At 59.0% G+C, this 13,400-nt stretch carries 12 protein-coding genes; 2 read left to right on the forward strand and 10 right to left on the reverse strand.

Annotated elements, in window-relative coordinates; all coding sequences use genetic code 11:
• Position 1: 1 nt before the first annotated feature.
• From nuoJ to CAF79_RS17845, 10 genes are all read right to left on the reverse strand, one after another.
• Positions 2-502, reverse strand: a complete 501-nt coding sequence (gene nuoJ, locus CAF79_RS17800; RefSeq protein ID WP_085690004.1) for an NADH-quinone oxidoreductase subunit J — start codon at positions 500-502, stop codon at positions 2-4.
• A gap of 9 nt (positions 503-511) precedes the next feature.
• Positions 512-1,060, reverse strand: a complete 549-nt coding sequence (nuoI, locus tag CAF79_RS17805; RefSeq protein WP_085690002.1) for an NADH-quinone oxidoreductase subunit NuoI — start codon at positions 1,058-1,060, stop codon at positions 512-514.
• 11 nt (positions 1,061-1,071) lie between these two features.
• On the reverse strand, positions 1,072-2,079 hold the full coding sequence (gene nuoH, locus CAF79_RS17810; protein WP_007951460.1) for an NADH-quinone oxidoreductase subunit NuoH: 1,008 nt from the start codon (positions 2,077-2,079) through the stop codon (positions 1,072-1,074).
• Entirely contained in the window at positions 2,076-4,790 is a 2,715-nt protein-coding gene (nuoG, locus tag CAF79_RS17815; RefSeq protein ID WP_085699103.1) for an NADH-quinone oxidoreductase subunit NuoG, read from the reverse strand. The genes nuoH and nuoG overlap by 4 nt, the downstream gene beginning before the upstream one ends.
• Before the next feature lie 135 nt (positions 4,791-4,925).
• Positions 4,926-6,281, reverse strand: coding sequence for an NADH-quinone oxidoreductase subunit NuoF (nuoF, locus tag CAF79_RS17820; RefSeq protein WP_085699105.1), 1,356 nt, complete (start codon positions 6,279-6,281; stop codon positions 4,926-4,928).
• A complete protein-coding gene (nuoE, locus tag CAF79_RS17825) occupies positions 6,278-6,775 on the reverse strand; it encodes an NADH-quinone oxidoreductase subunit NuoE (RefSeq protein ID WP_003223804.1) in 498 nt (165 codons plus the stop codon). The genes nuoF and nuoE overlap by 4 nt, the downstream gene beginning before the upstream one ends.
• Positions 6,776-6,777: 2 nt before the next feature.
• A complete protein-coding gene (gene nuoC / locus CAF79_RS17830; protein ID WP_085699107.1) occupies positions 6,778-8,562 on the reverse strand; it encodes an NADH-quinone oxidoreductase subunit C/D in 1,785 nt (594 codons plus the stop codon).
• 69 nt (positions 8,563-8,631) lie between these two features.
• Complete coding sequence (locus CAF79_RS17835; protein WP_007951456.1) at positions 8,632-9,306, reverse strand: NADH-quinone oxidoreductase subunit B family protein; 675 nt, start codon at positions 9,304-9,306, stop codon at positions 8,632-8,634.
• A 10-nt stretch (positions 9,307-9,316) separates the two neighbouring features.
• Positions 9,317-9,730: an NADH-quinone oxidoreductase subunit A gene (locus CAF79_RS17840; protein ID WP_003223812.1), complete on the reverse strand. Its 414-nt coding sequence runs from the start codon at positions 9,728-9,730 to the stop codon at positions 9,317-9,319.
• Positions 9,731-10,235: 505 nt separating this feature from the next.
• The gene (locus tag CAF79_RS17845; RefSeq protein ID WP_085699109.1) at positions 10,236-10,997 is read right to left on the reverse strand and encodes an SDR family NAD(P)-dependent oxidoreductase; all 762 of its coding nucleotides are present in this window, start codon (positions 10,995-10,997) and stop codon (positions 10,236-10,238) included.
• A gap of 330 nt (positions 10,998-11,327) precedes the next feature.
• Here CAF79_RS17845 and CAF79_RS17850 point away from each other — a divergent pair, with 330 nt between their 5' ends.
• The gene (locus CAF79_RS17850; RefSeq protein WP_085699111.1) at positions 11,328-12,572 is read left to right on the forward strand and encodes an aminotransferase class I/II-fold pyridoxal phosphate-dependent enzyme; all 1,245 of its coding nucleotides are present in this window, start codon (positions 11,328-11,330) and stop codon (positions 12,570-12,572) included.
• Positions 12,572-13,399 carry a CoA ester lyase gene (locus CAF79_RS17855; RefSeq protein ID WP_085699112.1) on the forward strand — a complete coding sequence of 276 codons (828 nt, stop codon included), beginning with the start codon at positions 12,572-12,574 and terminating at the stop codon, positions 13,397-13,399. The genes CAF79_RS17850 and CAF79_RS17855 overlap by 1 nt, the downstream gene beginning before the upstream one ends.
• Position 13,400 lies beyond the last annotated feature (1 nt).

Below are 13,400 nucleotides of genomic sequence, written 5' to 3' on the forward strand. Positions count from 1 at the left end.
TCTACTCCTTAGCCTCATTACGGCCCAAATGGAACGCCGTGACGGCTGCAGCGAGCAGCAGCATCGAGGCGAGTTCGACCACCAGCAGGTACGGACCGAACAGGCTGATGCCCACGGCTTTCGCGTCAACGGTGGTTTGGCCGATGGCCTGACCGCTCTGGTGAGCGAACAGCACATACAGCAGTTCGGCCAGCAGCAGGGCGGCGAGAATCACCGGTCCTGCCCAGATGCCGGGCTTGAGCCAGGTGCGTTCCTGCTGAACCGAGGCCGGGCCAAGGTTCAGCATCATCACCACGAACACGAACAGCACCATGATGGCGCCGGCGTAGGCGATCACTTCCAGCACGCCGGCGAACGGTGCGCCGAGGGCGAAGAAGGTCATGGCCACGGAGATCAGCGAAATGATCAGGTAGAGCAGGGCGTGCACAGGATTGGTGTTGGTGACCACACGCAGTGTGGACACAACAGCGATACCCGATGCGAAATAGAAAGCGAATTCCATCGTTCTTCCTTAAGGCAGCAAGCTCTTCACGTTGATCGGCTCGGCTTCGTTTTGTGCGGCGCCTTTCGGCTTGCCCGCAACGGCCATACCTGCAACACGATAGAAGTTGTAATCAGGGTTTTTGCCGGGGCCGGAGATCAGCAGATCTTCTTTCTCGTACACCAGGTCCTGACGTTTGAACTCGGCCATTTCGAAATCCGGGGTCAACTGGATCGCGGTGGTCGGGCAGGCTTCCTCGCAGAGACCGCAGAAAATGCAGCGCGAGAAGTTGATACGGAAGAAGTCCGGGTACCAGCGACCGTCTTCGGTTTCAGCTTTCTGCAGCGAGATGCAACCCACCGGGCATGCCACGGCGCACAGGTTGCAGGCTACGCAGCGTTCTTCGCCATCGGGGTCGCGGGTCAGGACGATGCGGCCACGGTAGCGTGGCGGCAGGTAGACCGGCTCTTCCGGGTATTGCAGGGTGTCGCGCTTGCGAAAGCCATGGCCGAAGATCATGACCAGGCTGCGCAACTGGGTACCGGTACCCTTAACGATGTCGCCAATATATTTGAACATGGGTCAAATCCTCACTGAACCGCAACCGCAGGCGTGTTCCACAACACGATTGCAGCGGTCACCAGCAAATTGATCAGGGTCAGTGGCAGGCAGAATTTCCAGCTGAAATCCATCACCTGGTCATAACGCGGACGCGGGATGGAAGCGCGCAGCAGAATGAACAGCATGATGAAGAACGCAGTCTTCAGTGCGAACCAGACGAAGGACAGTTGCGGCAGGATGCCGAACGGACCGTGCCAGCCACCGAAGAACAGGGTGACCAGCAGCGCCGAGATCAGGATGATGCCGATGTATTCACCGACGAAGAACATGCCCCATTTCATACCGGCGTATTCAATGTGGTAACCGTCGGCCAGTTCCTGTTCCGCTTCCGGCTGGTCGAACGGGTGACGGTGAGTCACTGCCACGCCAGCGATGAAGAAGGTACAGAAGCCGAAGAACTGCGGAATGATGAACCACAGGTTCTGCGCCTGGTACTCGACGATGTCGCGCATGTTGAACGAGCCGACCTGCACCACGATGCCCATCAGGGCCAGGCCCATGAACACTTCGTAGGACACGGTCTGCGCCGAGGCACGCAAGCTGCCGAGCAGGGCGAACTTGTTGTTACTCGACCAGCCGGCGAACAGCACCGCGTAGACCGAAAGACCGGCCATGGCGAAGAAGAACAGCAGGCCGATGTTCAGATCCGCCACGCCCCAGGTCGGGGTGATCGGGATGATCGCGAAAGCGATCAGCAGGGCGGACATGGCCACCACCGGTGCCAGGGTGAAGATCACCTTGTCGGCAAACGGCGGGGTCCAGTCTTCCTTGAAGAACATCTTCAGCATGTCGGCTGCGATCTGGAACATGCCGAACGGGCCGACACGGTTCGGACCGTAACGGTCCTGCCACCAGCCCAGCAGGCGACGCTCGACAAAGCTGAGCAACGCGCCTGCGACCACCACGGCCAGCAGGATCACGATGGCTTTGATGACCGTCAGGATCACATCGATCACTTCAGGGGTGAACCAGGTCATTGCGCTGCCTCCTGCAGACCATCAACGGATACGCCGGCGAATGCCGGTGGAATGCCGGCGATGCCCGCAGGCAATGCCACCAGACCTGCGCCCAGCTCTTCATTGATGCGCAGCGGCAGACGCAGGGTCTGGCCGGCAACATTGAGGCTCAGCAGTGCGCCGTCGTTGACGCCCAGGCGATCCGCTTCGGACTTGGCCAGAGCAACGTAAGCCGCCGGAATGCGTTCCTGAACCGGAGCGGCCTTCGAAGAGGTTTCTTCGCTGCCGAACAGGTGGAAGAACGGCACGGCTTGCCAGGTGCCCGGCGCCGGATTGAACGCACGTGGCGCAGCGGCGAACCAGTTCAGCGAATCACCGGTGCTTTCGATCAGGCGGGTGCCCGGATCGCCAGCGCGCAGGTGACCACCGACTTCGTCCTGGAACTTGTTCCAGGCTTGCGGCGAGTTCCAGCCCGGCGACCATGCAAAAGGAACCTGCTGACGCGGTTCGGCGGAGCCCGAGTAACCTTCCATCGAGAAGGCGAACGCGGTGTCCTTGTCTTGCGGGGTGCGTGGTTCGTGAACGCTAATGTCGGCGCGCATTGCGGTGCGACCGGAATAACGCAGCGGCTCACGCGCCAGTTTCAGACCCTTGATGCGGAACGCAGCGGACGGAGCGGCATCGACGATGCGCGCCAGTTGCTCGGTGCTCGAAGCGACGGCAGCGGTCACGTGGTCGAGTTGCGTCCAGTCGATCGGCTGGTTCAGCAGCGTCGAGCGCAGGGCGTGCAGCCAGCGCCAGCCTTCGTGTACCAGGATGCTCGCGTCCATGTATTGCGGGTCGAAAACCTGGAAGAAGCGCTGGGCGCGACCTTCCTGGCTGACCAGCGTACCGTCGCCTTCAGCGAAGCTGGCGGCTGGCAGAACCAGGTGCGCGCGATCGCTGGTGGCGGTCTTCTGATGGTCGGCAACGATCACTACTTTCGCAGCGTTGAGTGCCGCATCGACCTTGGCTTTGGCAGTGCGGGTGTACAGATCGTTTTCCAGCACGACGATGGCGTCGGCCTTGCCGTCGATCACAGCTTGCAGCGCGGCATCAACCGATTCGCCACCGAGCATGGCCAGGCCGAGGCTGTTGGCTTCCGGCACGATCAGGCTGATCGAACCGTTCTTCTCACGCAGCTTCAGGGCCTTGGCGATGTTCGCCGCAGCTTCGATCAGGGCTTTGGAGCCCAGCGAAGTACCGGCGATGATCAGCGGACGCTTGGCAGCGAGCAGGGCGTCGGCGATGCGCTTGGCCAGTTCCAGGGCTTCGGCGTCCAGACCTTCAACGGCAGGCGCGCTGGCGTCCAGGGCGTGAGCCACGGCGAAACCGAGGCGGGCCAGATCGTCCGGAGCGGCGTGTACACACTCTTCGGCGATGTCGTCGAGCTTGGTTTCAGCCAGGCTGGCGATGAACAGCGGGTTCAGCTCGTGCTGACCGATGTTCTTCACCGCGGCGTCGAGCCAAGGCTGGACGCGCATGGCTTCGGCCATGTCTTCGGCCTTGCCTTTGACCGACTGACGCAGGGCCAGGGCCATGCGGGCGGCAGTTTGGGTCAGGTCTTCACCGAGGACGAACACGGCGTCGTGGTCTTCGATGTCGCGCATGTTTGGCACGGGCAGCGGGCTGTCTTTCAGCACTTGCAGGACCAGACGGATGCGCTCCAGCTCGGAGGCTTCGATACCGGAATAGAAGTGCTCGGCGCCGACCAGTTCACGCAACGCGTAGTTGCTTTCGAGGCTGGCACGCGGCGAACCGATACCGACGATGTTGCGACCGCGCAGCAGGTCGGCGGCTTTGTCCAGCGCAGCATCCAGCCCAAGCTTGGTGCCGTCGGCCAGCATTGGCTGACGTGGACGGTCGGTGCGGTTGACGTAGCCATAACCGAAACGGCCACGGTCGCACAGGAAGTACTGGTTCACCGAACCGTTGTAACGGTTTTCGATGCGACGCAGTTCGCCGTAACGCTCGCCCGGGGAGATGTTGCAACCGCTCGAGCAGCCATGGCAGATGCTCGGCGAGAACTGCATGTCCCACTTGCGGTTGTAGCGCTCGGAGTGAGTCTTGTCGGTGAACACACCGGTCGGGCAGACCTCGGTGAGGTTGCCGGAGAACTCGCTTTCCAGCGTGCCGTCTTCAACGCGACCGAAATACACGTTGTCGTGGGCGCCGTACACACCGAGGTCGGTGCCGCCGGCGTAGTCCTTGTAGAAACGCACACAGCGGTAGCAGGCGATGCAACGGTTCATTTCGTGGGAAATGAACGGGCCCAGATCCTGGTTCTGGTGGGTGCGCTTGGTGAAGCGATAACGGCGCTCGTTGTGGCCGGTCATCACCGTCATGTCTTGCAGGTGGCAGTGACCGCCTTCCTCGCACACAGGGCAGTCGTGCGGGTGGTTGGTCATCAGCCATTCAACGACACTGGCGCGGAACGCCTTGGATTCTTCATCGTCGATGGAGATCCATGTGTTGTCGGTGGCAGGGGTCATGCAGGACATGACGATGCGACCACGGGTGTCGTTCTCGTCGGTGTACTGCTTGACCGCGCACTGGCGGCAGGCCCCGACGCTTCCAAGCGCGGGGTGCCAGCAGAAATAAGGGATGTCGAGGCCCAGCGACAGACATGCCTGTAACAGGTTGTCTGCCCCGTCGACTTCGAGCGCTTTGCCGTCTACGTGGATAGTGGCCATGGTTCAAAGGTCTTCGTTGGCCCGGTGTCAGCGGGCGTGGCTAATGGAATCTTGTTATCCGTCCGAATTCAGTCAGCCCCGAAAGGCGTCATCGGACGAAAGGCGAAGGGCACGGACCCTTCGCCTTTTAAGCGTTTACGCGCCGACTGTGATCGGCTTCGCCAGAGGCGGGACGGCGGCGCTTGCAGGCGCGATACCGGCTTCGAACTCTGGACGGAAGTATTTGATGGCACTGCCCAACGGCTCCACGGCACCCGGTGCGTGAGCACAGAAGGTCTTGCCCGGGCCGAGGAAGTTGACCAGACCCAGCAGGGTCTCGATGTCGCCTGGCTGGCCGCGGCCTTGCTCGATGGCCATCAGCAGCTTGACGCTCCATGGCAGGCCATCACGGCAAGGGGTGCAGAAACCGCAGGATTCGCGAGCGAAGAACTGCTCCATGTTGCGCAGCAGGGACACCATGTTGACGCTGTCGTCCACCGCCATGGCCAGGCCGGTACCCATACGGGTGCCCACCTTGGCGATGCCGCCGGCGTACATTTGTGCGTCGAGGTGTTCCGGCAACAGGAAACCGGTACCGGCGCCGCCTGGCTGCCAGGCCTTGAGCTTGTAACCGTCGCGCATGCCGCCGGCGTAGTCTTCGAACAGCTCGCGACCGGTCACGCCGAATGGCAGTTCCCACAGGCCCGGGTTCTTGACCTTGCCGGAGAAGCCCATGAGCTTGGTGCCCATGTCTTCACTGCCGTCGCGGGCCAACGATTTGTACCAGTCCACGCCGTCGGCAATGATCGCCGGCACGTTGCACAGGGTTTCAACGTTGTTCACGCAGGTCGGCTTGCCCCACACGCCAACGGCGGCAGGGAAGGGCGGCTTGGAGCGCGGGTTGGCGCGGCGGCCTTCGAGGGAGTTGATCAGTGCGGTTTCTTCACCGCAGATGTAACGCCCGGCGCCGGTGTGGACGAACAGTTCGAAATCGAAGCCGCTGCCCAGAATGTTCTTGCCCAGCAGGCCCGCTGCCTTGGCTTCTTCCACGGCACGGTTCAGGTGCTTGGCGGCGGTGGTGTACTCGCCACGCAGGAAGATGTAGCCACGATAGGTTTTCAGCGCGCGGGCGCTGATCAGCATGCCCTCGATCAGCAGATGAGGCAGTTGCTCCATCAGCATGCGGTCTTTCCAGGTGTTCGGCTCCATTTCATCCGCGTTGCACAGCAGGTAGCGGATGTTGATGGATTCGTCCTTTGGCATCAGGCCCCACTTCACGCCAGTGGGGAAGCCTGCACCACCACGACCCTTGAGACCGGCGTCCTTCACGGTCTGGACGATGTCGTCCGGTCCCATGTCGGCGAAGGCCTTGCGTGCAGCGGCGTAACCGTTCTTGGCCTGGTACTCGTCGAGCCATACGGCTTCGCCGTCGTCACGCAGGCGCCAGGTCAGCGGGTGAGTCTCGGCCGAACGCTGAATGCGGTTGGCCGGGCCGAAAGAAGTCAGGGTCATACGTAGCCCTCGAGCAGTTTGGCGACGCCGGCAGGCTGGACATCGCCAAAGGTGTCGTCATCGATCATCAGCGCCGGTGCCTTGTCGCAGTTGCCGAGGCAGCAGACCGGCAGCAGGGTGAAGCGACCGTCGGCGGTGGTCTGACCCAGGCCGATACCCAGGTTGTTCTGGATTTCGCTGACCACCGACTCGTGGCCGCCGATGTAGCAGACCATGCTGTCGCAGACGCGAATGATGTGACGGCCGACCGGTTGACGGAAGATCTGGCTGTAAAACGTGGCGACGCCTTCAACGTCGCTGGCCGGGATGCCGAGGATCTCGCCGATGGCGTACAGAGCGCCGTCCGGCACCCAGCCGCGTTCCTTCTGGACGATCTTCAGGGCTTCGATCGACGCCGCGCGCGGGTCTTCGTAGTGATGCAGCTCGTGCTCGATGGCCGAGCGCTCGGTTTCACTCAGGGTGAAACGGTCTGTCTGGATAAGCGTGCTGTTCATGCTTAGCGGTCCACGTCGGCCATAACGAAGTCGATACTACCCAGGTACGCAATCAGGTCCGCGACCATGCTGCCTTTGATCACCGAAGGGATCTGCTGCAGGTGGGCGAAGCTCGGAGTACGGATCCGGGTACGGTAGCTCATGGTGCCGCCGTCGCTCGTCAGGTAATAACTGTTGATGCCCTTGGTCGCTTCGATCATCTGGAAGGATTCGTTGGCCGGCATGACCGGGCCCCACGAAACTTGCAGGAAGTGCGTGATCAAGGTTTCGATGTGCTGCAGCGTGCGCTCTTTCGGCGGCGGCGTGGTCAGCGGGTGATCCGCCTTGTACGGGCCTTCCGGCATGTTGCGCAGGCACTGGTCGATGATCCTGACGCTCTGGCGCATCTCTTCGACGCGAACCATGCAGCGGTCGTAGGCATCACCGTTGGCGGCCAGCGGCACTTCGAACTCGAAGTTCTCGTAGCCGGAGTAAGGACGCGCCTTACGCAGGTCGAAATCGCAACCGGTGGAACGCAGGCCGGCACCGGTGACGCCCCATTCCAGGGCCTCTTTGGTGTTGTACTGGGCAACGCCGATGGTACGACCCTTGAGGATGCTGTTCTGCAGGGCGGCCTTGGTGTATTCGTCGAGGCGCTTTGGCAGCCATTCAACGAAGTCTTTCACCAGTTTGTCCCAGCCGCGCGGCAGGTCGTGGGCGACGCCACCGATGCGGTACCAGGCCGGGTGCAGACGGAAACCGGTGATGGCTTCAATCACCGTGTACGCCTTCTGACGGTCGGTGAAGGTGAAGAACACCGGAGTCATGGCGCCGACGTCCTGGATGTAGGTACCCAGGAACAGCAGGTGGCTGGTGATCCGGAAGAACTCGGCCATCATGATGCGGATGACGTCGACCTTCTCCGGCACCTTGATGCCGGCCAGTTTCTCGACCGAGAGCACGTACGGCAGGTTGTTCATCACGCCGCCGAGGTAGTCGATACGGTCGGTGTACGGGATGAAACTGTGCCAGGACTGACGCTCGGCCATCTTTTCGGCGCCACGGTGGTGGTAACCGATGTCCGGAACGCAATCGACGATCTCTTCACCGTCCAGTTGCAGGATGATGCGGAACGCACCGTGAGCCGAAGGGTGGTTCGGCCCCAGGTTGAGGAACATATAGTCCTCGTTCGGGCCGGAACGCTTCATGCCCCAGTCTTCAGGACGGAAGCGCGCGGCTTCTTCCTCAAGCTGTTGCTTGGCCAGGTTCAGGCTGAACGGGTCGAATTCGGTGGCGCGCGCCGGGAAGTCCTTGCGCAGCGGGTGACCTTCCCAGGTCGGCGGCATCATGATGCGCGACAGGTGCGGGTGACCTTTGAAGTCGATGCCGTACATGTCCCAGACTTCACGCTCGTACCAGTTGGCGTTCGGCCAGATGCTGGTGACGGTCGGCAAGCTGAGGTCGCTTTCGGACAAGGCGACCTTGATCATCACGTCACTATTACGTTCCAGCGACATGAGGTGATAGAACACGGTGAAATCGGCACCGCCCGGCAGCCCTTGACGCTTGGTGCGCAGACGCTCGTCCACGCCGTGCAGGTCATAGAGCATGACGTACGGCTTGGGCAGGTTGCGCAGGAAAGTCAGGACTTCGACGAGTTTGGCGCGCGCGACCCACAGCACCGGCATGCCGGTGCGGGTCGGCTGAGCGGTGAACGCTTCGGCGCCAAAACGGTTGTTCAGTTCGACGACCACATCCTGGTCGTCTGCCTTATAAGGCGGGATGTACAGAGCACTGCCTGTAGTCATGGTTATTTTTTCGCTTTCGGTCAACGTAAAGAATGAAGCCAGCTTCTCGTTTCTTTGAAACAGACTGGATCAGACTTCGTCAGGGCTGCGCAGGTTGGTGACTGCGATTCGCTGTTCGCGGCGCTGTTCCTTCTGCGAAGGCATGTCGGCGCGATAAACGCCTTGATCGCCAACGACCCAGGAAAGTGGGCGACGCTCCTGGCCAATGGATTCCTGCAACAGCATCAAGCCTTGCAGAAACGCTTCTGGACGGGGCGGGCAGCCAGGTACGTAGACGTCAACGGGCAGGAACTTGTCCACCCCCTGAACCACGGAGTAGATGTCGTACATGCCGCCGGAGTTGGCGCACGAACCCATCGAGATCACCCACTTGGGCTCGAGCATCTGCTCATACAGGCGCTGAATGATCGGCGCCATCTTGATGAAGCAGGTCCCGGCGATAACCATGAAGTCGGCCTGACGCGGTGATGCCCGGATTACTTCGGCGCCGAAGCGCGCGATGTCGTGGGGCGCCGTGAAGGCGGTGGTCATTTCCACGTAGCAGCAGGAAAGGCCGAAGTTGTACGGCCACAGGGAGTTTTTACGTCCCCAGTTGACCGCGCCACTCAGCACGTCTTCCAGCTTGCCCATGAAAATGTTTTTGTGGACTTGATCTTCTAACGGATCGGAAACGGTTTCCCGCTGGCCGATCGGATACTGCTCGTTAGGAGCATCGGGGTCGATTCTGGTGAGATTGTATTGCATTGCCAAAGCCTCATTGTTTCAGCTTCGCCTGCCGCTTGCGACGAGCTTCCGGAGCCCAGTCAAGGGCGCCCACTCGGAACAGGTAGACAAGACCTGCCAACAGAATTGCTATGAAAACGAGAGCTTCGACGAATCCGGTCCAGCCGCTTTCGCGGACGGACACAGACCATGCAAAGAGAAAGAGGGCTTCGATATCGAAGATCACGAACAGCATCGCGACCAGATAGAATTTGGCTGAGAGCCGCAAGCGGGCGCCACCGGTAGGTAGCATGCCGGACTCGAACGGTTCGTTTTTGCTGCGGCCCCAGGCTTTTGACCCGAGGAGGCTGGAGACGCCGAGCATGAAGGCACACAGGCCGACTACACCCAGAAGGAAAATGGCAAAGCCCCAGTTGTGGGCCATGAGTCCTGTCGCTTCGGGCATGCTGGAAATCCTTAACAGAGAGCAAAGGTCTCTGAGCTTGATAAAGAAATAAGGCAGTGACGATATGTCGCAGCAATCAATCGCGCTGATTTTATGGCTAAACACCCTGCAAGTAAAATTCCTATAGCGAAATTATTTATTGGAATAAGGACATAGCGCTCCTCGAAGGGCCCGCAGCCCATGCGTTGCGGGCATTAGCCGGGTTTACGGGAAATATGTTTTGTTTGGAATGTAACGAACATAGTTGCGGCCAAATGATAATCAATATTGTTTGCGGGGTTTTTTAGATTGTTAGGCGGGTGTGTGAGTGGGAAGTTGTCTTGAATAGCGGTTACTGCAAGTAGCAGCCGAGGTCGTTTTACCGCATTTTTCGAGGGACGGATCTGCTCTGGATCAATGTTTCTGCCGAAGGCATGGCAAGGCGCGGGGCGAATCGCAGGCAAAAACCTCCCAACCCGTCGGTTAGCCTTGGGTCGGTCCGCAACAGGCGGCCGACCTCCGTAATTCAAATCGCGCTGTGGCCTCCATCAATGACCAGATCGGCACCGGTCATCCAGGAGGAGTCATCAGAGGCCAGAAGGATCGCCGCGCCTGCCATGTCTGAAGGTATTCCCGCTCGCTGCAGGGGAATGTGCTTTTTTCTTTTCTGCCATATCGCCGGGGCGTCCCGCCACTGGCTGGCGTTACCACCTGTCGCGGTCAGTCCGGGTGAAATCGTATTGACTCTGACGCCATGAGGAGCCAGTTCCACCGCGCAGCTTCGTGTGAGCATCGACAGCGCCGCCTTGCTGGCTTGATAAGCCGACAGGCGACTGACCGCCCTGAAAGCACTGACAGATGAGATGTTGATGACGCTACCGCCCTGACCGCGAGCGATGCAGTTTTTTGCGAAGCGCTGAGTGGCAAAAAAAGGAAAACGCAGATTGACCGCCAGCGTCTGCTCATACTCATCGTTGCTCAGTTCAAGAAAAGGCGTGCGGGTGATAAACGCGGGATTGTTGACGAGTACATCAATGGGCCCGATGGCGGCGTGCGCTTCATCAAAGAGCGCCTCGATGCAGACGCTCGTGGCTTCCATGAGGGTGAAGCTGGCGCGCTGACCCTGGCGCGCTGCGAACTCAAGAACTTCACGAGCCGCAGCTTCATCGGTGCGAGCGGTAATGAATACATCAGCGCCCTCGGTAATGAAGGCTTCGGCTATCGCTCTTCCAATGCCTGAGGACGCGCCGGTTATAAGCGCTCGCTTTCCTCTTAATCTTCCATTCATGAATAGTTCTCCATAATACAAAGCTGCAGTGCGCGCGCCTATAAGTTGTACGCAGCGCACGGTTAGAACGTAGATCCGTTAATGTGATTCGGCATGTGTAAATGATTATTTAAGAGTGTTCCTACGGATCATTCATTAATGGGTGAAGGAAGTTTCTTGAGTGTCTATAAGGACTCTGATTTTAACCGCCGGTGGCGGGCTGTTGTCAGCTAAGCTTTGGTTGAGTAGAGGTCGGATGTTTATGGGTGTTCAGCATTGTTATTGAGTCGGCTACGTGCGAACGCATGTAAGTAATTGTTCCTGTTATATGGACTTATACTGAGGTCGTGTATGTCAGAACAACGAAATAAATTCATTAATACCGCCAGGTCCGTCGATATCGGTAACCCTTCCTGGGCCCTCGCGCAACAATCGGGATTGACCGATTTGAGCGTCAAACATACCCAGCAGGGGCGTATGCAGGATCAGAACGGTCATCCATTCATGAACATGTGCTCTTGTTCATACCTGGGTCTTGAGGTCGATCAGCGTCTGGCGCGCCGCGCCGCAGATTATGTGCTCAATAGCGGTACGGTGAATCTGCCCACCTCGCGTATCAGAATAAGGTTGCGAGAACTCGATGAGCTTGAGGATGCCTTGTCCGCGCATTTCAACTGTCGAGCCTTCACCGCGACGTCCTGCAGTGCGGGTATTGTTGCCTCGTTGCCGCTTCTGGCTGCTGGCATGTTTACTGAAGGGCAGCGCCCCTTTTTGATCTTTGACAAGCACGCCCATTTTGCACTGAATCAGGTCAAGGCCATTTGTGGTGATGAAACGCAGGTGATGACCTGCAATCATAACGATGTAGATTTTATTGAGGATATGTGCAAGCGACATCCGTTGGTCGCATATGTTGCTGATGGTGCCTACAGCATGGGCGGAAGTGCGCCTATTGAACGGTTGTTGGCGTTGCAGGATAAATATGGGCTGTTTCTTTATTTTGACGACTCTCATTCCTTGAGTGCCTATGGCGATCGGGGTGAAGGTTATATCCGTACTTATATGCCTGAGCTCAATCCCAGAACGCTTCTGGTTTATTCATTGGCCAAGGCATTTGGTGCCAATGGTGGAGGCATATTCATGTCGGAGAAGGCCGATTATCAAAGTGTCTTCCGACGCTTTGGTGGTCCGATGTCTTATTCTCAATATATAAATCCGGCGGCTGTCGGGGCGGCCATGGCTTCGCTGGATATCCATAAGAGTCCTGAGCTTGGCGTCTTGCAGGACAAGCTACGTTGCAACATTCGCCTCTTCGACAGTTTGTTTGATACGGAACACGCGGGGTCCGAATTGCCGATTCGGGTTATTCCATTGGACAGCCCGGACCTGGCGATCAGCGTTTCCGAGGGCGTCTTCAAACGAGGGTATTACACCTCGGCGGTGTTCTTTCCCATTGTGGCCAGAAACAAGTCCGGTTTACGCGTGATGATGCGTGCCGATATGTCGCAAGAAGATATCCGCAGTTTTTGCTCCGCAGTCTGGGCAGAGATCGAAGAAGCCCGTCTGAACCCGAACCTGCCGAACGCGAGGTGGTGATGACTCATCCGATACCACGAAGCTTGTTGTATTGCTCTGCCTTGCACCCTGAGCAATATGCCAAGAGTGCCCTGACGGATGTCATGGTGATTGATCTGGAGGACGGCGTCCCGCTCCTCAAAAAAGCCGAAGCCCGCCTATGTGTCGAGCAGTTCTATCGATCCGCTGTGGTGCAGCGTACGGCACTGCGTATCAATCCCTTGCGTGACAATCAGGGATTGCTCGATTTGCTGATGGTGCAGTCACTTGAACAGCGACCCGAGTATGTCGTCCTGGCAATGACTGAAGCCGCGGCCGAGATAGACGTGGTACGCGCCAACTTAGGGGGGCAGGGAAGCAGTCCGAAAATCCTGGTCACCGTCGAAACCCCGGCCTGTCTTCGGGATATTTACGCCATTGCATCCAGCGCCGACGGACTGATCTTCGGTTCCGCCGACTACGCGGCCAGCCTGGGTGTGCCGATTGGCGGCTGGAGCAACATCCTCCACGCCCGTGCAAGCATCATTGCCGCCGCCAGCGCAGCGGGTATTCCCGCGTTCGACACCGCTTACTTCAACCTCGATGACGAAGCCGGGTTACTGAAGGAATGCCAGGACACCCGGGAGTTGGGCTTCAGTGGCAAGACCTCCATTCACCCAAGGCAGATATCGATCATCAATGAGGCATTCACGCCTTCGATCGCGGAGTACGAACATGCCTTGGCCGTTGTGCAGGCTGCGCAAAACAGCGGTGAAAAAATCACCCGATTGAAGAATCTGATGGTCGGGCCGCCCTTTGTGAAGCTAGCCCGCAAAGTCATCCAGCGCGCCCAGGAACTGGGTCTTTAAG

Origin of the sequence: Pseudomonas sp. B26(2017), assembly GCF_002113045.1 — a bacterium.
Taxonomy (GTDB): domain Bacteria; phylum Pseudomonadota; class Gammaproteobacteria; order Pseudomonadales; family Pseudomonadaceae; genus Aquipseudomonas.